Origin of the sequence: Barnesiella sp. An22, assembly GCF_963931395.1 — a bacterium.
Classification (GTDB): domain Bacteria; phylum Bacteroidota; class Bacteroidia; order Bacteroidales; family Barnesiellaceae; genus Barnesiella; species Barnesiella merdigallinarum.
Window position 1 is genome coordinate 2,140,469 of sequence record NZ_OZ007014.1, and the last position, 22,086, is coordinate 2,162,554.

A 22,086-nucleotide genomic window follows, 5' to 3' on the forward strand; every position below is an offset into this window, starting at 1 on the left:
TTCTTGTTAGCGTACCATCACGCGGGTAGCCGCTGCACCGCAACGCACGATGTAAACCCCGGCTGCCGGCACCGGCACTACGGTCCGGCCGTTTACCTCGGTCGACGCAACCACCTGACCGGCCAGGTTGACAATCTCGACCGGTTGAGCGGTTTCGCACTCAATCACGATACCACCCTCGGCGGCATAGATGCGGTGGTTGACCTCGAGAATATCGCAGATACCCGAACTCAAGTCGACCTTCACCACATTGGAGTAAGCCCCCTCTTCGTTCTCGGCCGTCACGGCCTTTACCTTATACGAATAGAGATAGCCCGGCTCGAGAGCGGTAAGCGTGTAGGAGGTCTCGGTAATTCCCGTTATCTCCAGGGGCCACTCGGCTGCAACCGCCGCCGGCTTGGCCATGGCTTCGGGCTGAACCTCGCCGCTGTACACCACGATATTGTCGATATAGGCCCGCTTCTTGCCGCTGTCGGCGGTCGACTCGAATACAATCTTACTGCTTTCGGTACCACCGGTAAAGGTCAACGTATAGGTGTTCATGGGATCGAGCGGCAGCATTTCGGTCGTTTGGGCATGAGCCTCGTCGCCCTCGAGATAGACTTTCATCACACTCTTCTCCTTATCGTTGTCGTAACGCGAAGCCGCAAATTGAACCGTAAACGTCCCTCCGTTGGACGACAAGTCGATAGCCGGGGTACACAGGGCACCACCGTTCGACGAGTTGCCCATCTTCATCATACCCACCTCGGGATAGAGGTATTTGCCGCTCCAGCCCGAAGTCTGGAAATATTGGCCGTCTACGGTCTGGAAGGCATTGGTTCCACCCAGATTGGCCGTACCTGCAACCGTACACTTGGCAAAATCTTCCGACAACAGAATCTCTCCCCCGGCCGATGGCTGACGGCGGTCGACATGGAGCGTATAACTGGCAGCCCCCTCGACTGGCGACCAGTTGGCCGTAAAGCCGGTGGCGGTTATGCCGGTAGCCTCGTTGGCCACAGGAGCATCGATGGCCGAGCCGCCCATGAAATCGAAGGTAATCACCCCGTCTGTCTGGGTAATATTGGTTACCGGCTTACCCAGCAACAGTCCTGTATTGGTCACTGCCGCCGGTGTGCTCTGGTCGGTAAACGAGTTGTTATTCTTGTAGGGATAGAGGTCTCCCGTCTCGTCGTAGAAGCTACGATGGTTATCGGCCGGCATGATGGTCATGCGCTGGCGGGTAAGCTCGCAATTTATGATATTGTTATCCCAAATCATCCGGTCGTAATCGACCTTCAGAATCATCAGACCCGAAGAGGCCATGTAGGTATCCCACCCCGTCTGCTGGCGGTTCTCGAGGGTGAAGTATTGATTCTTGTCGCTCGATACAATCTTGTAGGCCTTTTTGCTGTCGGCCAGATTTTCGAGCGAAACGGTAGCCGGCGAGGTCAGCTCTTCGATGGTGAGCCAGCCGCAAAATTCGCGTTCATACGCGGTGTAGCCTACGGGGACAGAACCGTCGCTATGGCCGTCGTCATTCATATCGGGACCGTTGTAGCAACCATAATCCATCAGGCTCCAGGTACTCATTCCATAGTTGGAACCGCTGGTATCGTAGAAGTCGGGCAAACCCAACGTGTGACTGTACTCGTGGCAGAACGAACCGATACCATCACGATAGGTCCCGGTATTACCCTGCAACTCGGCCGAACAGGCGTATGCGTCGAGCAGTTTGCCATCGACCGAAACCTCTTTCCCGGCACCCTGGTAGATATACCAGGCGTGGGGCCAGATGGTGTCGTCGAGCGAACCGGCGTTATCGTTGGCCGACTCGCCGTAACCGGCATAAATGACATAGACCAAGTCGACAAAGCCGTCGTTGTCGCGGTCGTAGATGGAGAAATCGACCGTCGACTCTACCTTGCGACAAGCGTCGATAACCATATCTTCGGGGCGGCTGTCGTTACCCGTATACTTGTCGTTTCCTCCGTAGTAGGCCATCGCCCTGTCGAGAGTAATGGGGCCCACCACGTCGAAGGTGGGACGGAACTGTCCGTCTGACTGCGCAATGAAGTAATCGCGCGCACTGCCTATGGCTCCTTGATAGTCGTAGCCCTCCTTGTTCATCATCTCCTTGAAATCTTCAAGGGTGTTCGTCGGGTCGAATTTCTTGTCGCTAAACTCGACCAGCAACACCAGTCCATGTACATCGTCGCCCGTAGTTGCCTGTGTAGTCCGGCGGGCAACCGAGCGCAGCTTCTGCTGCCGCTTCAACTGACGTTGGGCAACCATACCCTGCGACACCTTCCGGGCAGCCAACTGTTCGAGATAGACCTTATCCGAAGCCGTACGCAGATGGGCATCGCGGGCTATCACTTGCCCGGCCACCGCCGTACCGTCGGGAGCCAGTTCGGCATACCGATAAAAACCATCGGCATCCCGAACAACCGGAATACCATCGGCAGTCATTTGATAATGATAAAACTCATCGCCGACCACTCGAACGGTAACTACCGTCCCGTCGGGCTGGGTTACGGTCTCGGGGATAGACCTCGCCGGTAAGGCAAAAAGCGAAGATACGCCCAGAAAGGCACTCGCGCACAAGGTGATAAAGACTTTCTTCATATTATCAGGTTTAGAAAAGTGAGTAAATATACGAATAAATTTAAATAAAAAAGACAAGCGCTCCAACTATTGTGTCGAAGCGCCTGCCCTGATGTGTTTGTCGCGAGAGTTTACCACACCAGTTTCGCTACCCGAAAGCCGGTCTCAGTCTGTACACCAACCAGATAAACACCTCGAGAGAGTGTAGTCGGAAGCAACACCTCGCAGGTACCCGACGGCGAAACCGATGTCTCGAGCATAACCAGCCGACGCCCGTTCATGTCCGACAAGGTGACACTGGCACTCCCCTCGTATGTCGCAAGGCCTTCTATCATGAGGCTCTCGGGCGAACTCTTGAACACCGTAAGACCCGGCTCCCGAACGGGCGCCACAATGCCGTCGGTGGCTTCGTGCGGATAATAGGCCTTGAAATCGCGGAACGAAATCTTCCGGTCGGTCCCCTTCTGCTGGGTCGAGAGATAAATCTTGAGATTATCGAGCGTCACGGGGAAATCGCTCACGCCCCGGTCGGACAACGGTACTACATAGACCGAGTCGCTGTCGGCCTCGGGAGTAAGGGTATGTATCCACGAGCCGGTCGGGCAGGTAAACTCGCACGATATGGAGCTGATAATCGAATCCCAGTTTTTAATCTGCATCGATACCGAATCGGGCAAACCGAAGAAACGCATCGAGTGGTCAATCACGATATTGGGTGCCCGCCCCGTATTCAGGTCGAAGACGAGGGTATTGCCGTCGCTCCACCCGGCCGGTAGTATCGACGAATCGAAACGCATCTGAGCTACGGCCGAACTGGCGGTTACCGGCAGCGATGCAACGTCGGCAAAATCTTCGTGCACCATTTCGCCCGCCCCGATTTCGACCACCACGGGAAACTCGACGGTCGTACCTTCGTAGCTGCCTCGCAACATGGCCCGGCCGCTCTTCACGCCCTTGACAGCTCCTTCGACCACTTGGCAACAGTCGTCGCCGGTCACGCTCCACGTCAATATCTCGGGGTTCACCCGATAGGTCTCACCACTGGCTTCGGCCTCGAGTTCGATGGGATACTCCCGGATGTCGTCGATATAAAGACTGTCGATACAGAGGCGAGGCTCGCCGGTAGTGCCACTCATCGTTACCCGCATCTTGCAGGTCGAGTCGCCCCGGCGGGCCGTTATCGTACCCGACATGGCCACCGGCCCGGCACAGAACTCGCCACGGCTGTTGACATAGCCCAGCTCCTCGGGCTCGCACGAGAACTCGACCTCGCGGCAGTCGTCGTCGATGACGATACCGTAGCGGTTATGAGCCAGCAATCGCAGTGGTGTTACCCCCAGGGGGTGAGTCTTTATCGAGGGTTTAGAGAAGGAGAGGAACGAAAAGACAGGGTCGTCGGGAGCCAGCGAGATGCCCTGGAACGAGTCCATCACGGCACGCTCCTTGCCATCGGTGGGCGAATTGACCACCTGGTCGTATACCACCATCGTGGCCGATCCGCCACCGTCGAAGTTGACCACATTCCAAGCCCCCTGCTCTACCAGATAGTAGGCATCCTCGACCATCGAGCCCTTGTCGGCCGTGATGATGAAGAGCTTCTTGCCGTCTTTGGTGATTCCCACCAGCGTGCAGGGATAGTCCTGAAATTCACGCCCCGGAGTCACGAAGTCGTTATACTCCTTGTCGTGCAGCTCGCCGTTCAAGATGACGCTGGGCCAACCGTGGAAGGCCTGCAGCACCTGCTGGGCCGGCGGAACCGACAGTCCCGAATTGGGAAAGGTGGTATTGACAAAACGCTGGTCGATCTGCACCACATCGCCTACCTGCACCCGACTCTCGAACTGGGTAGCGGCATCGTTGCGCATGAAGAGAATATGGCTCTTCCCGTCGGGCTGTATGGGGGTGTGGTCTATCGAGACCACCCGGCAAGGGGTAGGCTCACCGTTGATAATCCACTCGCCCTGCGGCTCCAGCTTGGCATAGAGTCCCTCGGTCGTAAGGGTGAGGCTGCTGTATGTATTGAAGAGAACACAATTCCGGTAAGACTGTATCCCGTAGGCCGACTCGTTGACGTTGTCGATTTTGATTTCGGTCTGGTCCGGGCAAATGACCTTGGCCTCGTAGCAGGGCGGAAATACCTCGGCCACCTTGTCCTTGTTGATCGAGAGGACCGACCGTCCGTAATCGCCGTAATGGCTGATGATTTCGCCATTGCGCACGTTGATTCCCGCCGCCGTAGTCTGGCCGCTGTAATGGAACAAATCGTGGTTCACACCGAAGAAGGCCCGGTGACCTTCGTACGAATTGCTACGACACTGCGACGAGGTGGTCTCACGCGTGGCATCGGGAGTCTTCCCGTTCGACGGATATACCTCCACGGCATTATACTCGTCGTTCAGGTCGAGTGTAACCTGAAAGAGCTGGATAGGTTTCTGAGTAAACTCGATGTGGGTATACACCGCCCCCGGTCCTATGGGATAGTGTGCTATCGTGTCGGGGGTACCCCACTGGGGTTTCTCGGCTTGAGCGACTAAGCCGAGCGAAAGGCAGGCTGCCAGTGCGATGCTATTTTTCATATATATCAATTAAGCGGTTATTTCATGGTGTAAATTTGGTTATTTTTCGAATTACATACAATTATTTTATATTATTTTTTTAAATAAAAAAGCAAGGCACACCCATTGCGGGTGCGCCTTGCCCTGAAACAATATCTTCTGCAAAAGAATTATTCGTCGAGAAGAATTTCGAGAATCTGACAAGCAGCCTTGGCTACCGAAGTACCGGGACCGAAGATAGCTGCCACACCGGCCTTGTAAAGGAAGTCGTAATCCTGGGGAGGAATTACACCACCGGCAATGACTACAATATCTTCACGACCCAGTTTCTTCAACTCCTCGATTACCTGCGGAATCAAAGTCTTGTGACCGGCAGCCAGTGAAGAGACGCCCAGCACATGCACGTCGTTCTCGACAGCCTGGCGAGCAGCCTCGGCCGGAGTCTGGAACAACGGGCCCATATCTACGTCGAAGCCACAGTCGGCATATCCCGTAGCTACCACCTTGGCACCACGGTCGTGACCATCCTGTCCCATCTTCGCAATCATGATACGCGGTTGACGGCCCTCTTTCTTGGCAAATTTTTCGCACAATTCCGTTGCCCGAACGAAATCGGCATCTTTTTTGGTTTCTGAAGAATACACGCCTGAAATAGTTCTGATTACTGCTTTATAACGACCTACCACTTTTTCGCAAGCGTAGGAGATTTCGCCCAACGTAGCGCGCACCTTGGCGGCTTTCACGGCCAAGTCGAGCAAGTTGCCCTGTTTGGTCTTCACGCACTCGGTAATGGCATCGAGGGCAGCTTGTACGGCCTCGTTGTCGCGGTGCGACTTCAGGTATTGCAAGCGCTCGATCTGCTCTTTACGCACGGCGGTGTTGTCCACCTCGAGGATGTCGATGGGAGCCTCTTTCTCGAGACGATATTTGTTCACACCCACGATAGTCTGTTTGCCCGAGTCGATACGAGCCTGTGTACGAGCGGCAGCCTCCTCGATACGGAGTTTGGGGATACCGGTCTCGATAGCCTTGGCCATACCGCCCAGCTTCTCGATTTCCTGAATGTGTTCCCAAGCCTTGTGAGCGAGCTCGTTGGTCAGAGCCTCTACATAGTACGAACCGGCCCACGGGTCGATTTCTTTGGTAATGTAGGTCTCTTCCTGAATATAAATCTGAGTATTACGGGCGATACGGGCCGAGAAGTCGGTAGGCAATGCGATGGCCTCGTCGAGGGCGTTGGTGTGCAACGACTGGGTGTGACCCAGAGCGGCGCCCATGGCCTCGATACAGGTACGGCCTACGTTGTTGAAGGGGTCTTGCTCGGTGAGCGACCAACCCGAAGTTTGCGAGTGCGTACGCAGAGCCAGCGATTTGGGGTTCTTGGGATTGAACTGTTTTACAATCTTAGCCCACAACATACGGGCGGCACGCATCTTGGCAATCTCCATGAAGAAGTTCATGCCGATAGCCCAGAAGAACGACAAACGCGGTGCAAACGAGTCGATGTCCATACCGGCATTGATACCGGCGCGCAGGTACTCGAGACCGTCGGCCAACGTGTAGGCCAGCTCGATGTCGGCCGTGGCACCGGCCTCTTGCATGTGGTAACCCGAAATTGAAATCGAGTTGAACTTGGGCATGTATTGCGACGTGAACTCGAAGATGTCGGCAATGATTCGCATCGAAAATTCGGGCGGATAGATATAGGTGTTACGCACCATGAACTCCTTGAGGATATCGTTCTGGATGGTACCGGCCATCTCTTCGAGTTTGGCACCCTGCTCCAGACCGGCGTTGATGTAGAAGGCCAGAATGGGCAACACGGCGCCGTTCATGGTCATCGACACCGACATCTTGTTCAAGGGGATACCGTCGAAGAGCACCTTCATATCCTCGAGCGAGCAGATGGAAACACCGGCTTTACCTACGTCGCCTACTACACGCTCGTGATCGGCATCGTATCCGCGGTGTGTAGGGAGGTCGAATGCTACCGAAAGACCTTTCTGACCCGAAGCCAGGTTACGACGATAGAATGCGTTGGATTCTTCGGCGGTGGAGAAACCGGCATACTGACGGATAGTCCAGGGACGAATCGCATACATGCCGCTGTACGGGCCACGCAGGAAGGGCGGAATACCGGCTACGTAGTTGAGGTGTTCAAGACCCTCGAGGTCTTCTTTGGTATAAATGGGTTTTACGGGGATCTGTTCCGGGGTTATCCAGTTTTCACCCTCGCTGACTACTTTCCCTGCCGAGTGAGCGAAAGCATCCTTTGTAATATCTATGTTCTTGAAATTAGGTCTCATAGTTTTCTGTTTTTCTTTGAGTGATACAAAATTGTACGACTTTTAAATCGAGAGTTTCTCGTTAAACGATCTCAACGTATCGAGCACGTTGGAACGTACGTGGATAAACTCGGTAATACCCTGAGCTTTCAAATCGTCCATACAAGCGGGGGCACCGGCTACGACGAAGAGCGCACGGCCGTCGAGCAGCTTGAAGGCTTCGGGGGCATATTGGGCATATTCGTCGTCGCTCGAGCAAAGTACCACTATATCGGCTTTAGCTTCGAGGGCGGCATCGATACCGGCTTGTACGGTTTCGAAACCGAGGTTGTCGATAATCTTGTATCCGGCACAAGCAAAGAAGTTGGCAGAGAATTGCGAACGGGCCAGACGCATGGCCAGGTTGCCGATGGTAAGCATGAATACCGACGGACGCTTGCCCGAGTGCTCGGTAGCCAGGCGCAAGGCTTCGAAATCGCTGGCGGCACGTTTGGTATTCAGTACCGGGAATTCGGGTTCGCAATGGTGCTCGCCTTCGTGTTTGCTGCAACCGCAGCCACAAGCCTCGCCTTTGGCAATCTTGTCGCCGGCTACCTCGTTGAAGTTGGGATATTGGTTGGTACCCAACAGAATCTCTTTGCGGCGAGCCACATTGGTGTGACGGGTCTCGGCCGAAGCGTTGACCTGATTTTGAACAAAGCCCTCTTTCACGGCTTTGTAGAAACCGCCCTTCTCCTCTACTTCGAGGAAGAGTTTCCAAGCCTGCTCGGCAATCGACACGGTGAGGGTCTCTACATAGTACGAGCCGGCTCCCGGGTCGGTAATGCGGTTGATATGCGACTCCTCCTTGAGCAACAGTTGCTGGTTGCGGGCGATACGCTCCGAAAATTCATCGGGCTCCTTGTAGGCTTTATCGAAGGGAGTGGTCGTAATCGAATCTACACCAGCCAAAGCAGCCGACATGGTCTCGGTTTGCGAGCGGAGCAGATTGACATAAGCATCGAATACGGTTTGGTTGAATTCCGAAGTCTGAGCATGAGCCTTCATCTTGCAGGCACAGTCGCAAGCGGGATTGTATTGTTTTACAATCTGAGCCCACAACATGCGGGCGGCACGGAACTTGGCCAACTCCATGAAGTAGTTGGACGAGATGCCGAAGTTGAATTTGATTCGATTGGCAACCTCATCGACCGAGAGACCTTTCTCGGTAAGAGCGGCCAACCATTCGTTACCCCAAGCCAGGGCGAAACCCAGCTCCTGCGAAATGAACGAACCGGCATTGTTCAGCATCACGGCATCGACAGCCAGCACTCTGAAGAGCGGCAACTCTTTCACGGCTTCGATTACGGCAACGGCCTCATCGGCATAGTCGGCAAAGTCGCGGCCTTTGGTCAACATGCGCTTAAACGGATTGAATCGGATAGAACCCGAAACTTTCGAAAGGTCGGCTCCACTCTTTTTCAAATAGGCGGCTACCGTTTCGGCAAGTTTCACTGTGCTTTTCATGCAAGAGGAGAAGTTCAACTCGACTTTCTCCAACTCGATACCATGCAGCAAAGTTTCCATATTCTCTACCGAAATCAAATCTTTCGGGAGCTCAAAGCCCAGCGACTCGACACCCTTCGTCAGGATGTCCAGAGCCTTGGCGTTGGCCTCTTTGACATCGGTCACTTTGATGTCCTGACGTACCAGCCAGTTGTTGTCAGTACGAGTGCCACGCACGTAAGGATATTCACCGGGAAGCGAATCGGTCGTGTGCAGGTTCGCAATGTCTTCGGCACGATACATGGGGTTTACGTTAAACCCTTCGTTTGTCCTCCATACGAGCTTTTTGTCAAAATCAGCTCCTTTCAGGTCGGCGATAACCTTGTCTTTCCATTCTTGTGTGGAGACCGGAGGGAACTGGTCAAACAGTTTTTCTTTACTTTCTGCCATAGTTGTTATTAGTTAAGTTGTTTAAGCCAAACTATTGGATTGGATTATTCACAAAATAGGCCCGGCACAAAATACTTGCACCAGACATCTGAGAACAAAAGTAGTACAAATAGTTTGAAATAAAGAATTTTTTCTGTAATTTTTATGAACACCCCTACCTTTGGGACAAACCGGCTTCGTATTGCGGTCTCACCCCCTGGTTACCCGCCAGAACTACCGTCACCACGCAGTTGTCGATTTTTTTTGTATATTAGTAGAACACAAACCAACATAATAGGTTCGAATAGGATTTAACTGTTTACACTCCGTGTCCATATGAAAGAGGGTAAGAAACTTGTTTATACTGGAGATCTGCTGCGAAAATTCTTGCACCAGAAAGGGATTACCTACAAAGAGGCCGCTAAAGAACTGGGGCTGGACAAGAATACCATAGGCAAAGCCGTAAGAGGTGGCAACATGAACATCAATGTATTGCTCACCATTGCCAATCATTGGAATCTACCCATCACCGATTTCTTTACTTTTATCAATTGCGACGAGAGCCGGGAGGCCTATTTTATTAGTCCTAACCAGTATGTCTTCGACGAAGGGAACGGGGCTGCAACCGCCGACGAACCCCTTAAATTATATAAAAACATCACAAAATCAGTAAACAAAAAGAGTGCTATTTACGAATCGAAACAGCAAGAGATCGAACTGCTGCAAAACCTTATCAACAATTACCGGAAAAGAATCGAAATACTGCAACAAGAGTTGGAACAAAACCATTCCTATTAGCCCCCCATCCAATCCACTTATAACTTGCAAAACGATCTTTGCTTCTACCGATTTTAGTGTGTAAAATCGACAGGTGCTATCTTCCCCATCAACGACACGATTTGTGCCTGCCGGCGCAACATATACCCCGACGGCGCAGCCGAATTGAACCGGCGCGGATTGGGCAACGTAGCGGCAATCAGTGCACATTGCGACCGAGTGAGCCGAGCAGCCGTTTTGTGGAAATGCTGCTGCGCGACCGCCTCTACCCCATAAATGCCCTTGCCGGTCTCTATGGAGTTGAGATAGACTTCCATGATACGCTCCTTCCCCCAGAAGAGCTCGATAAGTACGGTGAAATAAGCTTCAAACCCTTTGCGCACATAGGAGTGACCGGGCCAGAGGAACACATTCTTGGCTGTCTGCTGCGTGATGGTGCTGGCTCCCCGCGGACGCTTGCGGTGCTTGTTCTCCTCGATAACTTTTCGCAGCTCCTCGAAGTCGAATCCGTGATGGGTCATAAAGCGATTGTCTTCCGAGGCAATCACTGCCATGGGCATATAGCGCGACATCTTCTCGATAGGTACCCACCGGTGGTGCCACTCGACCTTCTTCCCATCGACCAGTTGCTCGACCGTGCGGATAACCATCAAAGGGGTTACATACACGGGGACAAACCGATACAGCAGCACGACAATGATGGTCGAGAGAAAGAAAAACAACACAAGCCGTTTTGTCCAACGCCAAATCTTACGCATCATCGCTCGTCAATCTTTCACACATTCGACCCGGGCCCACCGGTTTTTCTCGGCATGACCTGCAAACCGCAGCCCCAGACGCTCGGCCTCGGACCGGATGGCCGGAATATCTTCAACATAAAATCCACTCATAAAGAGATGCGACCCACTCTTCATTCGTTCTGCATAGGCGTGCATATCGGACAGCAGAATGTTGCGGTTGATGTTGGCAAAGATAAAGTCGAAGGTCTCTTGCTTCAGTACCTCGATACCACCCAGACGCACCTCGATGTCGGGCTCTCCGTTCAAGCGCACATTCTCCTGGGCATTTTCGGTGGCAAACTCGTCGATGTCGACAGCGACCACCGGCGAAGCCCCCTTCATGCCGGCCAGGATAGCCAACACAGCGGTTCCACACCCCATATCGAGCACCGAGCAACCGGTAAAGTCGGTGGCCAATATGGCCTGCAACATGAGGGTCGTAGTCTCGTGATGTCCCGTGCCGAATGCCATTTTCGGGTCGATGAGCACATCGTAGCGAGCCTGGGGCACATCTTTGTGAAAAGTGCTGTGTATCACACACTCGTCGCCCACGACAATGGGTTTGAAGTAGTGTTTCTCCCACTCTTCGTTCCAGTCTTGACCCGGCACAAAGGTTGTCTGCCGAGTCACCTTTACCCCCTCGAGCGGGAACTGGGCCAGCACCGCTTCGAGCTGTGGCTCGTCGTAGGTACCCTGCGGAACAAAAGCCGTCACACCCGTCTCGTCGGGAACAAAACTCTCGTAACCAATCTCGCCCAACATGGCGGCCAGCACATCGGTAGCCACCTCGCTACACGGCTCTACCTCGAGCCGCACCTGCATATAATCGTTCATAGCCTATTTTTTCTCCCGCATAGCTTTCTGTGCACGCGGATAGAGGACATCGCGCACAAAGGCATAATTGGGGTATTTGTTCATGATGTTCTTATACATGGCCAACGCCTGCTCGTAATGTTCGTTCTTCTCGTTGACGACACCGATAGTCACCAGCAGTTGCACATAGAGCCAGTTGTGAGAGTTGGCCGAGAGATTCTTCTCCATCCCCTGGCGAGCGTGCTGATAGCAACTCAACCCCTGCGCCTTGTCGCCACCAAACATACCCGGCATATAAAAAAGAATATTACCGTATAATATGGAGACCCAACTGTCGTCGGGAGCCATCTTGTAGGCCTCACGGGCCGACGATAACATATCGGAAGCCAAAGTGGTAGCCTTCAAGGGCGAAAGCGCTATCTTAAGGCCCAGCAGATTGGCATACAATGCCTTGAAACGGGCGTCGTGCGGGTAGAGTTTCTGATACTTCTCGGCCAGAGCCAAGGCCGTTTTCAGATTCGATTGGGCTTCGGTCTTGCGTTTCTTGTCGACCAGATGGCCTACCAGACCGTAATATCCGCACAAGATTTCGTGCCGCCCGTCAAGGGTCTCGCACGATTTGTCGGCACTCATTTGCGACAACACCCCACTCCACTGCGGAATCTTCTGCTCGATAAACAGGTTGTACAATTTTTCACGATAGTCGGTGAGCGACGCTCCCCACATGGGCAGATGCGAAAGGGCAGCCCAGAAAAGCAACAAACATACAATTCGTTTCATATCCATTTATTCTCTTCTGTACAAGGGCGCAAAGATAGTAAAAGGTGAGAGCAGAGACAAAAAGAAAACAAAGTTTTCATCTTTTGGCTATGCCGAACCGCCCCTATCTTATTCAAAGATAGTAAAAGGTGAGAGCAGAGACAAATGAAAACGGACTTTTCACACTCCATCTTCTCTCAAGCTATACATCAAAAAGAGAATACTCTACAATCTGAGATACCGGCAGCATTCCCCAGCTCTTTCTACCCGACAACCTTTAATGGGTATCGGTAATGCCATACATCAGCTGGTCGAGCAAAATGGGTATATCACTCGCGGCAATGCCCGAGGCTACGAGATCGGGCACATCCTGCTTGAAGTTGGCCATAAACTTGGCGGTATCGCCCCCGTCGAGCTCGATGCTGCGGCGATAGTAATCGATGGCCTGCCGGATATGACCCAGCGAAAACTCCACATGCCCGGCATTGAGATAGTCGAGTGCCGTGGGCTTCCCGGCCAGAATCTTCTCGTAATAGCGGCGCGCCTGATCCTTCTTCCCCACCAGGAACGAGCACCAGGCAATGGGTTGCCAGGCCTTCCCGCCGTCGGGGTCGAGATAGTCGACCTTGAAGTAATACTTCAGAGCCTCCTCATAATCTTTCTGCTCGACATAGCAATGGCCTATGTTCATCTGCACCGACAGATTGTCGGGCTGTATCTTTTCGGCCCGATGGTAATACGAGAGGGCCATCTCGGGCTTCTTCAGATTACGGTAGCAGGTAGCAATGCGCCGGATGGTCCAGAAGTTGTCGGGGGCGATAATCTCGGCCTTGAGGAAGGCCTCGAGCGCCTCGGCATAGTCGCCCTGCTTCTGGTAGCAGAACCCTATCTTCTGGTATATCTCGGCATCGGAGTGATAGGTAGCCGAGAGCCGTTCGAAGAGTTCGAGCGCATCGTCGTAATACCCGCGACGGAAATAATATTCGCCGATGAGCCGCAGGCTCTCCTGCCCGCTCAACAGCGACTCGAGCGTAGAGACATGCAGCAGGTTGATGTGTCCGGCAAAGGGGTCGGTAAACTCCGACCGACGGATATAGAGTTTGAAGAAGCGATACAAATCCTGAATGTACCGGTTCGAGATATTCTCGCGACTCAGTTCCTTCTTCATCAGCTCCTGGTTGGCCATCTCCTGCACGGCGGCGTTCTCGGCCCCAAACTGCCCCATCATCAACTGACGTTGCGACTCGGGCACTTGCGACAGACTGAGGCAGAACGAATACTTGTCGGAGTTGCACAAGAGCGACGAAGCCGAAAGCATCTTCTTGAACATGGCGCCCCCCTGCCCCTCGAGCAGACCCGAGAGAGCCGTGTGGTCGGGATTGAAGGGCATGAACCAGTTTTGTATCGACTGGAAGAAGGGGAAGCTCTTCAAATGAGAGAAGGTACTCATAAAGACATCGGCCCCCTCCATCTGCAGGTCGGTCAACTCTTTCAGTTTGTCGGCAATGCCCGTCTTGTCGAGCATATCCTGCCACTCGGGATTCTCCTCGAGCGCATTGATGTCGTTCATCAAGTCCTCCTGTTTGATTTTCTTATAGAGCGACGGGCCCAATTTCATCATCTCGGGGAGCAGCTCCTCGGTCATCTTGCGGGTAATCTTCTCGGTCTCCTGGGTTTTAATCAGTTGCAGAAAGACCGTGCGCACGTCGTTCTTGAAACGAGGCTCCTCGCTCAAGGCGTCGATGCGATGCTGCACACTCGGAAAGAGCGGCAACCGCTCGCGATAGATATACATCACCATGAGGGCGGCACAGAGTGAACGCAACTGTATCTCGGGCGAGATGTGCCGATAACCGTCGAGGAGAAGAAGCAGTTTCTCCTCGTCGAACCGATGCAGCAGATTCAGCAACAGGGCCGAAATCAGCAGCGACACCAGGTCGTCGGGGAAACGATTGGCATAAAGCGCCTCGCGCAAGGTGGAATAATCCTCCTCTCGTGCCGGATAGTTGGTCCACACATCCATAAAGAGCGTGCCGGCTTCATCCTCGACCCGATGCTTCAACGATTTGATTTTGGCAGCATCGCGTTCCTGCTCGCTCAGCAGCGAGGCCAGCGACAGGTCGTTGAGCGCCTGGTCGCATCGGTCGCACTGCGAGGCCAGAGTCTCGTTGGCCCTACTGGCTTTCACATAGCGGCGCCAACCGTAATACTGGGACGGAGAGACCCGGGCAACCAGTTCGTCGGACACGCGGTCGGTAAGCATATAGGCCGACACCACCAGGTGGTCGTAGATACGTTTGCGCTCAGGGTCTTCCACTCCGTCGAGCATGTACTGTATCATATACTTGTACGACATCTCCATCTCGTTGAGTTTGTCACGGCTGATCCAATCTTGCAATTCGTTCACCAGAACGGCCAGCTTGCCAAAGGCATCCTTCAAACGGCGCTCGGCCAACAGTCCATATATTTCGTGTCGCTGTTTTTCAATCTCGGTCGTAATCATCTGTTCTATTCTAAATCCGTAGTAAAATTAAGGAGCTTTCTCCAATATAACAAACTTAACTTGCAAATAGTGTGCCGGGAAAAATCATTTTCCTATTGCCCTTACCTTGCGGCACATACCCGCATGCTCGAATACACTTTCCTCCCTAAAGAGAGTTATCTGCAAAATCTCAATCTTTCAAAATTTGTTTCTACAATGGCTTTACACTATCTTTGTAGAAGATAAGATATGGTTCAGCATAAAGTTCAAGTAAACTTGACTTTCTGCGTTCACTTTTTTTTATCTTTGGATAAGATAGGAGTCGGTTCGGCATAGACAAATGTTGAAAACTTCGTTTTCCATTTGCCTCTGCGCTCACCTTTCATTATCTTTGCATAAAGATAGAGAAAGTCGGAAACCGAAAAACGAGCTCGCTTGATTTTCATACCGAGACGCATCCTGTCTTCTACAAATAACAAAACATATAAACAAGCTATGATACAACGTATTCAAACTATTTACCTGCTGCTGGCCGCTGCCCTGATGGCCACGTTCCTTTTCTGTCCCATCGCTCAGTTCGATACCCCCGACGGACTTTACAGCTTCACCTCGCAAGGGGTATCTACCGTAATGGCCGAACCGGCTACGGACGGGTCCGAAGCTACAATTGCCCAAACCTCGGTATTCACGGCCACGTGGGGTGTATTGGCATTGGGTGCTGTCATTACCGTACTGTCGCTCGTCGCCATCTTCCTGTACAAGAACCGGCCCAACCAGGCTCGCGTCTGCATGATCAACGCCTTCTTTATGGTGACCTTCTACATCATCATTTTCTTGAGCGGTTACACCTTCCAGAACGACCTTGCCGCTACGCACACGTCGTGGTCGGCCTATCTTGTGATGCCGTTCGTAGCACTCGTGCTCGACATTCTGGCCTATCGCGCCATCAACAAAGACGAGCAACTGGTGCGCAGCATGGACCGCATCCGCTAAAGCGCCAACTTCTCTTTCAGGAATCTGCCCGTATAGGAGGCCTCGCAACGGGCCACCTCTTCGGGTGTGCCTGTACATACCACGTAGCCACCGGCCTTGCCCCCTTCGGGGCCCAGGTCGATAATGTGGTCGGCACACTTGATGACGTCCATGTTGTGCTCGATAATCACCACGGTGTGTCCCCGCTCAATCAGTTGGTTGAACGACTTCAGCAGCGTGTTGATGTCGTGGAAATGGAGCCCCGTAGTGGGCTCGTCGAAGATGAAGAGCGTGGGCTCCTGCCGTTCGTTGCTGAGGAAGAAAGCCAACTTCACACGCTGGTTCTCACCGCCCGAGAGGGTCGATGACGATTGCCCCAGCTTGATATACCCCAGCCCCACATCCTGCAACGGTTTCAGCCGTTTGACGATACGCTTCTCCTGACTGCCGTCGACCTCGGAGAAGAACTCGATGGCCTGGTTGATGGTCATGTCGAGCACATCGCTTATGTTTTTGCCCCGATACTCGATTTCAAGTACATCTTGTTTATAGCGTTTGCCATGGCAAGCCTCGCACTCCAGCACGATGTCGGCCATGAACTGCATCTCGACCGTGATGGTACCCTCGCCCTTGCACTCTTCGCAGCGGCCGCCCTCGGAGTTGAACGAGAAGTACGACGGCGAAAAGCCCATCTGCTTAGCCCCCTGCTGGTCGGCAAAGAGCTTGCGTATCTCGTCGAACGCCTTCAAATAGGTGGCGGGATTGGAACGGGTCGATTTGCCGATAGGATTCTGGTCGACAAACTCAACCGCCTTGATGCGGTCCATATCGCCCGTGAAGCGGGAGTAGGTTCCCGGCATCTCGCCCCCCTCGCCATAGTAGCGCAAGAGTCCACGATAGAATACATCGCGCACGAGCGACGACTTGCCCGAGCCACTCACGCCGGTAACCACGGTCATTACATGGAGCGGGAACCGCACATTGACCGACTTCAGGTTGTTCTGGGCAGCCCCTTCGACCTCGATATACTGGTTCCACTTGCGACGTACGGCCGGTACCTCTATCTTGCACTCGCCCGTCAGGTAGCGCATGGTGTAGCTGCGGGTCGCCTTGGGCAGACGCGAAAGGTCGCCCTGATAGACCACCTCGCCGCCCAACCGACCGGCCAACGGACCGATGTCGATAATGTAGTCGGCCGCCCGGATAATCTCCTCGTCGTGTTCGACCACAACCACCGTGTTGCCCAGCTCCTGCAACTCGCGGAGCACCTTGATGAGCAGGTGCGTGTCGCGCGAATGGAGGCCGATGCTGGGCTCGTCGAGGATATAGAGCGAGCCTACCAGACTGCTGCCCAGCGAAGTAGCCAGATTGATGCGTTGGCTTTCACCACCCGAGAGAGTCGACGACAACCGATTGAGAGTGAGGTAGTCGAGCCCCACCTCCTGCAAGAAACGGATACGGTTCTTGATTTCGGTGAGCAATCGCTTGGCAATAGCCGTGTCGTGCTCGTCGAGCTGCAGGTTGTCGAAGAAGGCTTTCAGTTCGCCTACCGGCAGATTCACCAGCTCGGTGATAGAGCGGCCACCCACCTTCACATATTCGGCCTCGGGTTTCAACCGGCTGCCCTTGCACACCGGACAGATGGTTTTGCCCCGATAGCGGGCGAGCATCACCCGGTATTGTATCTTGTACTGATTGGCCTCGAGCATGGCAAAGAAACCGTCGATGCCCTCGAAGTCGCCCGAGCCGTGCCACAATATATCTTTCTCGCGATCGGTCAGTTTGTAGTAGGGCCGATGTATCGGGAAGTGCAACGAATCGGCCCGACGGATAAGGTCGTTTTTCCACTCGCTCATCTTCTCGCCCCGCCAGCACATCACCGCATCGTCGTAGACCGAGAGGGTCTTGTTGGGCACCACCAGATCTTCGTCGATACCGATTACCCGCCCGAAGCCTTCGCACTCGGGACAAGCGCCCACGGGGTTGTTGAAGTTGAACATCAGGTCGCTCGGCTCGTTGAAGGTGATGCCATCGGCCTCGAACCGTTTCGAAAAATGGAACTCTTTCACCCCTTCGGCCGTGTGCATCTGTACGACGCACTCCCCACCCCCTTCGAAGAAGGCGGTCTCGACCGAGTCGGCCAGTCGGCTCACGGTATCGTTCTCGTGCGACACGCTCAAGCGGTCGATTACCAGGCGCACCTTCGACGCATCGGGCAGCGTATCGCCGGCCAGCAAATCTTCTATCGCCACGAAGCGGCCCTCGACCTCGACACGCGGAAAACCCTCCTTCTGCCATATCTGCAACTGGGTTTTCAGGTCGCGCCCCTCGGGGAGAATCAGGTTGGTAAGCAAGGCAAAGCGGGTACCGTCGGGGAAACCGAGGGCACAGTTCACCACATCGTCGACCTGGTGCTTCTTGACCAGTTCGCCCGAGATGGGCGAATAGGTCTTGCCGATGCGGGCATAGAGCAACCGCAGGTAGTCGTATATCTCGGTCGAGGTGCCCACCGTCGAGCGCGGATTGCGGGTGTTGACCTTCTGCTCGATAGCGATGGCTGGCGGTATGCCCTTGATGTAGTCACACTCGGGCTTGCTCATCCGACCCAGAAACTGGCGGGCGTAGGCCGAGAGACTCTCGACATAGCGCCGCTGCCCCTCGGCATAGAGCGTATCGAACGCCAGCGACGACTTGCCCGAGCCCGACAGGCCCGTAATGACGATAAAGCGGTTGCGAGGTATCTCTATATCGATATTCTTCAGATTGTTGACGCGTGCCCCTTTGATAAAGATTGACTGTTCAGACATAGTTCCCGGAAATAACTTTTGGTTCCTTTGTTGCTTTTTCGACATGCCTCCCGATGCGTTGCCCCATGAGGTCGCGCCCGGCCCGGCAAAGTGAGTGCAAAGATAGTGAAAGGCGAGAGCAAAAAAGCCAAACTTGTTTGAGTTTTTTTGCCGAGCCGCATCCTATCTTCTGGAAAGATAGTGAAAGGCGAGAGACAAGCAAAGATGCTTGCACAATTTGCTTGGCCGAGCCGTATCCTATCTTCGCATCAAGCAAAGATACGAACTTTCGCCATTCGTGATTCGGCCCGCTTCTATCCTTTATACTTTTTTGTAAAACAATTCATAAAAGCGAAAATCTTTGGCGCGCAGACTAACAAAAATCCAAATACTTTGTTATCTTTGTATAGTCACATTAAAAACGATAAAGATTATGAAAGGTCTTAATTTACTGTTTGCATTCCTCGGCGGAGCCGCCGTGGGTGCTGTGGCCGGCATCTTGTTTGCCCCCGAAAAGGGCTCGGACATGAGAGCTCGCATCTGTAAAATGCTTCACGACAAGGGTATCCACCTAAAGAAAGAAGAGATGGAGCAACTCGTCGACCAGATTGCCGAAGAAGTGAAAGGCGTAAAATAGACTGCGCCCGTTACCACAATGGGAATATCAAGACAGACCTTCGGTAGTCTTGATACTCTCATTGTGTATCTATACCTTATGTATCTCCTCTAACCCTGCTATATTATGCCCGATACCCCCGACAACTCATTCAAGCGACTATTCGACGAAGGTAAAAAATACCTCACCCTGCAAATCGACTATGCCAAACTGACGGCCACCGAAAAGATTTCGGTCATTCTGGGCATGTCGGTACTCTTTATCATCATTCTGGTTCTGGCCGTAGGGGCCGGCATATACCTGTCGTTTGCCCTGGTCTATCTGCTGGAACCGCTCGTGGGCATCGTGGGCAGCTATGCCCTGCTCGGTGCGCTGTTCCTGGTGCTCATTGCCATTGTAGTCATCTTCAAACGGCAACTCATCCTCGCCCCCATCACCCGATTCATTTCGCGCGTACTATTAGATAACGACAAAACTCCTCAATAACATGGATACACCGAAAACCCCATCCAAAGGTCTTACCCTCGAAGAGATTGCCGCTCGACGACAAGCCCTGAAAACGGCTATTGCCGAACAACGAAAGTGTGTCGACGAGGCTTATCGACAGGTCATCTCGCCCTTTACCGAAGCTCGATCAATTACCAAATACATCGGCAGCAACCTGCTCGGCGGTGTCACCCTGCTCGAGAGCGCCATGTGGGGATTCCGACTGGTATCACGAATATTCCGTCTGTTCAAACGGTTTCGCTAATCCTCCCTTATCTCCTTCGAGACCATTATGCACCAAGACTGGCCTCCACATACAATCCTCATCACCGAACCCCCTCGCCCCGACACCCCGCAGAAGTCGAGCCTGACCGATAATTGTTAATCCCCGACGTCGGCTAAACCTTGTTGATTATCTTCTGTTTATAGATAAACGGAAATATGAAACGACCATGAAATTAGTACGACTGATCGGATATATCGCCATCGGGGTAAGCCTGGCCAACTGCAACGGGAAATACGAAATAGAGGGACACACCCAACTGCTCCCCGACGGAACTACGCTCTTTCTGCAAAAGCTGACCGGACAACAATTCGAAATCATCGACAGCGCCGTAGTCCGAAACGGCGCCTTTACGTTCGAAGGAGACCAGACAGAACCGGCTATTGCCATACTGGTACCCCGCGACGAGCGGGCGTCACAATATCCCCCGCTGCTGCTCGCCCTCGAACCCGGCACCATCGAGGTGACATTCGACTCGGTCACCCACCTGTCGGGCACTCCGCTCAACGACCGGCTGCAAGTCTACGAGGAGCAACGTCAGACCTTCGACAGCCACATACAGGAGATTACCCGACTTTACCTGAAGGACTATCTCGCCGGACAACTCACCGACAGCACCTTCAACACCCTGAAACAGGCTTTCGAAAAAGAGCAGCAGGGGCTCGAACGGCTGACCCGCAAATACATCGCGGCCAATACCGACAACGTGACCTCGGTCTACCTGTTTCTGCAAAACAGCTTTCTCTTCTCGCCCGACGAGCAACGTAGCCTCATCGCCAATGCCGCCACCTCGTTCAAAAAGAATCCGGCCATCCAGAAGCTGTCGCACATGCTCTCGCGCCTGAAAAACGTGGCCCCCGACATGCCCTACACCGACCTGACCCTGCAAACGCCCGAGGGAACAATGGCCTCGCTCTCGCAATACGTAGGGCACGGCCGGTATGTGCTGCTCGACTTCTGGGCCTCGTGGTGTCCGCCCTGCCAGCGACAGACTCCCTATCTGAAACAGTTGTACAGCCGATACGGCAACGGACAACTCTCGATAGTGAGCATCTCGCTCGATACCGATCGCGAAGCCTGGCTCACCTATGTGCGCGAGAACCAGATGACGTGGCCGCAACTGGGCGACCCCAAGGGGTGGGACTCCGACGCCATCCTGTCGTATGTGATTCAAGGCATCCCCCACTTCGTCCTCATCGCCCCCGACGGCACCATCGTGGCCAATAACCCCTCGGAAGAGGAGCTGAATGCTCTGCTGGCCTCCCGGCTAAAACGGCAATAAATGTAAAATTTGGTTCTTTTTCCCTTATCAGCCCTGCCAAATAGCTACTATTCTGTGTATAAAAATTTACAAGTGATAATATTTTTGTTGTAAAAATAATAGGAAGAGGAAAAAATTTCTATATTTGCCCGCCTAATGATAAAAAATTTATCACCATGTGGAGATTTATATGCACAGCGATGGCAATCATCGCCCTGGCAGGATGCCACACCAACAAGAATATGTCGAAGACTGAAAACACGGTCGTGACGACCGACTACACCCTGCCGCAGGAGTTACCCGTATCTGCATCGTTCCGTATGTTTTGGGAAGCCTGGCAAGCCGACCTCGCACAATCGGGCAAGACTATCGACGACTATACCCCCTCGTCGTTGCTGACACAACGCTTCTCCCTGCGCAACCAGAACGGCCAATACCTCGCCACCGGATTTCTGCACGCCGATGCCGAATTCGATGCCGACGCCCTCACCCAACTGGGCGGCTATTGCGTGAAGTACAACGAGACGATGTACAGTTTTGCCGTACCCTTGCGAAGCCTTACCCGCTTCGTTACCCTGCCGGGCATTACCTATATCGAGGCATCGTCGCCTGCACGTCCCCGATAACTAAACCTTTACGAATTATCTATTGTTTTAGTAACTAAATCGATGAAAAAAGTATTACTATCAGTTTATCTCTTAGCGCTTGCCTGTCAATTTGGCGCAACCG

General features: G+C 53.3%; 16 protein-coding genes. 7 read left to right on the plus strand and 9 right to left on the minus strand.

The window, feature by feature from the left end; all coding sequences use genetic code 11:
* Window positions 1-6 precede the first annotated feature (6 nt).
* The 4 genes from ABGT88_RS08815 to mutA all read right to left on the minus strand — a co-directional run bounded on the left by ABGT88_RS08815 (window position 7) and on the right by mutA (window position 9,364).
* Window positions 7-2,610 carry a M6 family metalloprotease domain-containing protein gene (locus ABGT88_RS08815; protein WP_346701600.1) on the minus strand — a complete coding sequence of 868 codons (2,604 nt, stop codon included), beginning with the start codon at window positions 2,608-2,610 and terminating at the stop codon, window positions 7-9.
* 110 nt (window positions 2,611-2,720) lie between these two features.
* Window positions 2,721-5,165: a phosphodiester glycosidase family protein gene (locus ABGT88_RS08820; RefSeq protein WP_346701602.1), complete on the minus strand. Its 2,445-nt coding sequence runs from the start codon at window positions 5,163-5,165 to the stop codon at window positions 2,721-2,723.
* 149 nt (window positions 5,166-5,314) lie between these two features.
* The gene (gene scpA / locus ABGT88_RS08825) at window positions 5,315-7,450 is read right to left on the minus strand and encodes a methylmalonyl-CoA mutase (protein WP_346701604.1); all 2,136 of its coding nucleotides are present in this window, start codon (window positions 7,448-7,450) and stop codon (window positions 5,315-5,317) included.
* Between the two features lie 42 nt (window positions 7,451-7,492).
* The gene (gene mutA, locus ABGT88_RS08830; protein ID WP_258327474.1) at window positions 7,493-9,364 is read right to left on the minus strand and encodes a methylmalonyl-CoA mutase small subunit; all 1,872 of its coding nucleotides are present in this window, start codon (window positions 9,362-9,364) and stop codon (window positions 7,493-7,495) included.
* A gap of 315 nt (window positions 9,365-9,679) precedes the next feature.
* Here mutA and ABGT88_RS08835 point away from each other — a divergent pair, with 315 nt between their 5' ends.
* Entirely contained in the window at window positions 9,680-10,141 is a 462-nt protein-coding gene (locus ABGT88_RS08835; RefSeq protein ID WP_087407320.1) for a helix-turn-helix domain-containing protein, read from the plus strand.
* Window positions 10,142-10,194: 53 nt separating this feature from the next.
* Here the strand turns inward: ABGT88_RS08835 and mtgA are convergent, their stop codons facing one another.
* From mtgA to ABGT88_RS08855, 4 genes are all read right to left on the minus strand, one after another.
* Complete coding sequence (gene mtgA / locus ABGT88_RS08840; protein ID WP_087407319.1) at window positions 10,195-10,881, minus strand: monofunctional biosynthetic peptidoglycan transglycosylase; 687 nt, start codon at window positions 10,879-10,881, stop codon at window positions 10,195-10,197.
* A gap of 6 nt (window positions 10,882-10,887) precedes the next feature.
* On the minus strand, window positions 10,888-11,733 hold the full coding sequence (prmA, locus tag ABGT88_RS08845) for a 50S ribosomal protein L11 methyltransferase (protein WP_087407318.1): 846 nt from the start codon (window positions 11,731-11,733) through the stop codon (window positions 10,888-10,890).
* Window positions 11,734-11,736: 3 nt separating this feature from the next.
* A complete protein-coding gene (locus ABGT88_RS08850; RefSeq protein ID WP_162611663.1) occupies window positions 11,737-12,492 on the minus strand; it encodes a hypothetical protein in 756 nt (251 codons plus the stop codon).
* A gap of 256 nt (window positions 12,493-12,748) precedes the next feature.
* Window positions 12,749-14,974 (minus strand): lipopolysaccharide assembly protein LapB, encoded by a 2,226-nt coding sequence (locus ABGT88_RS08855; RefSeq protein ID WP_087407316.1) that lies wholly within the window; start codon window positions 14,972-14,974, stop codon window positions 12,749-12,751.
* Window positions 14,975-15,448: 474 nt separating this feature from the next.
* On the opposite strand from ABGT88_RS08855, the gene ABGT88_RS08860 reads away from it, so the two are divergent.
* Complete coding sequence (locus tag ABGT88_RS08860; protein ID WP_087407315.1) at window positions 15,449-15,946, plus strand: DUF4293 domain-containing protein; 498 nt, start codon at window positions 15,449-15,451, stop codon at window positions 15,944-15,946.
* On the opposite strand, the gene uvrA is transcribed toward ABGT88_RS08860, so the two are convergent.
* On the minus strand, window positions 15,943-18,732 hold the full coding sequence (gene uvrA, locus ABGT88_RS08865) for an excinuclease ABC subunit UvrA (RefSeq protein ID WP_087407314.1): 2,790 nt from the start codon (window positions 18,730-18,732) through the stop codon (window positions 15,943-15,945). The genes ABGT88_RS08860 and uvrA overlap by 4 nt on opposite strands.
* A 412-nt stretch (window positions 18,733-19,144) precedes the next feature.
* Here uvrA and ABGT88_RS08870 point away from each other — a divergent pair, with 412 nt between their 5' ends.
* From ABGT88_RS08870 to ABGT88_RS08890, 5 genes are all read left to right on the plus strand, one after another.
* On the plus strand, window positions 19,145-19,348 hold the full coding sequence (locus tag ABGT88_RS08870) for a YtxH domain-containing protein (protein ID WP_087407312.1): 204 nt from the start codon (window positions 19,145-19,147) through the stop codon (window positions 19,346-19,348).
* A gap of 105 nt (window positions 19,349-19,453) precedes the next feature.
* Entirely contained in the window at window positions 19,454-19,813 is a 360-nt protein-coding gene (locus tag ABGT88_RS08875) for a phage holin family protein (protein WP_087407311.1), read from the plus strand.
* 1 nt (window position 19,814) lies between these two features.
* Window positions 19,815-20,078 carry a hypothetical protein gene (locus ABGT88_RS08880; RefSeq protein WP_087407310.1) on the plus strand — a complete coding sequence of 88 codons (264 nt, stop codon included), beginning with the start codon at window positions 19,815-19,817 and terminating at the stop codon, window positions 20,076-20,078.
* 187 nt (window positions 20,079-20,265) lie between these two features.
* Window positions 20,266-21,378 carry a TlpA disulfide reductase family protein gene (locus ABGT88_RS08885; protein ID WP_258327478.1) on the plus strand — a complete coding sequence of 371 codons (1,113 nt, stop codon included), beginning with the start codon at window positions 20,266-20,268 and terminating at the stop codon, window positions 21,376-21,378.
* A gap of 155 nt (window positions 21,379-21,533) precedes the next feature.
* A complete protein-coding gene (locus tag ABGT88_RS08890) occupies window positions 21,534-21,983 on the plus strand; it encodes a hypothetical protein (protein WP_143240865.1) in 450 nt (149 codons plus the stop codon).
* The last annotated feature ends 103 nt before the right edge of the window (window positions 21,984-22,086 follow it).

Coding starts and splice junctions, on each gene's coding strand:
- ABGT88_RS08870 (WP_087407312.1), top strand. CDS start 19,145: ATGAAAGGTCTTAATTTACTGTTTGCATTCCTCGGCGGAGCCGCCGTG.
- mutA (WP_258327474.1), bottom strand. CDS start 9,364: ATGGCAGAAAGTAAAGAAAAACTGTTTGACCAGTTCCCTCCGGTCTCC.
- ABGT88_RS08875 (WP_087407311.1), top strand. CDS start 19,454: ATGCCCGATACCCCCGACAACTCATTCAAGCGACTATTCGACGAAGGT.
- scpA (WP_346701604.1), bottom strand. CDS start 7,450: ATGAGACCTAATTTCAAGAACATAGATATTACAAAGGATGCTTTCGCT.
- ABGT88_RS08860 (WP_087407315.1), top strand. CDS start 15,449: ATGATACAACGTATTCAAACTATTTACCTGCTGCTGGCCGCTGCCCTG.
- ABGT88_RS08880 (WP_087407310.1), top strand. CDS start 19,815: ATGGATACACCGAAAACCCCATCCAAAGGTCTTACCCTCGAAGAGATT.
- ABGT88_RS08890 (WP_143240865.1), top strand. CDS start 21,534: ATGTGGAGATTTATATGCACAGCGATGGCAATCATCGCCCTGGCAGGA.
- mtgA (WP_087407319.1), bottom strand. CDS start 10,881: ATGATGCGTAAGATTTGGCGTTGGACAAAACGGCTTGTGTTGTTTTTC.
- ABGT88_RS08855 (WP_087407316.1), bottom strand. CDS start 14,974: ATGATTACGACCGAGATTGAAAAACAGCGACACGAAATATATGGACTG.
- ABGT88_RS08820 (WP_346701602.1), bottom strand. CDS start 5,165: ATGAAAAATAGCATCGCACTGGCAGCCTGCCTTTCGCTCGGCTTAGTC.
- ABGT88_RS08835 (WP_087407320.1), top strand. CDS start 9,680: ATGAAAGAGGGTAAGAAACTTGTTTATACTGGAGATCTGCTGCGAAAA.
- ABGT88_RS08850 (WP_162611663.1), bottom strand. CDS start 12,492: ATGAAACGAATTGTATGTTTGTTGCTTTTCTGGGCTGCCCTTTCGCAT.
- ABGT88_RS08885 (WP_258327478.1), top strand. CDS start 20,266: ATGAAATTAGTACGACTGATCGGATATATCGCCATCGGGGTAAGCCTG.
- ABGT88_RS08815 (WP_346701600.1), bottom strand. CDS start 2,610: ATGAAGAAAGTCTTTATCACCTTGTGCGCGAGTGCCTTTCTGGGCGTA.
- prmA (WP_087407318.1), bottom strand. CDS start 11,733: ATGAACGATTATATGCAGGTGCGGCTCGAGGTAGAGCCGTGTAGCGAG.
- uvrA (WP_087407314.1), bottom strand. CDS start 18,732: ATGTCTGAACAGTCAATCTTTATCAAAGGGGCACGCGTCAACAATCTG.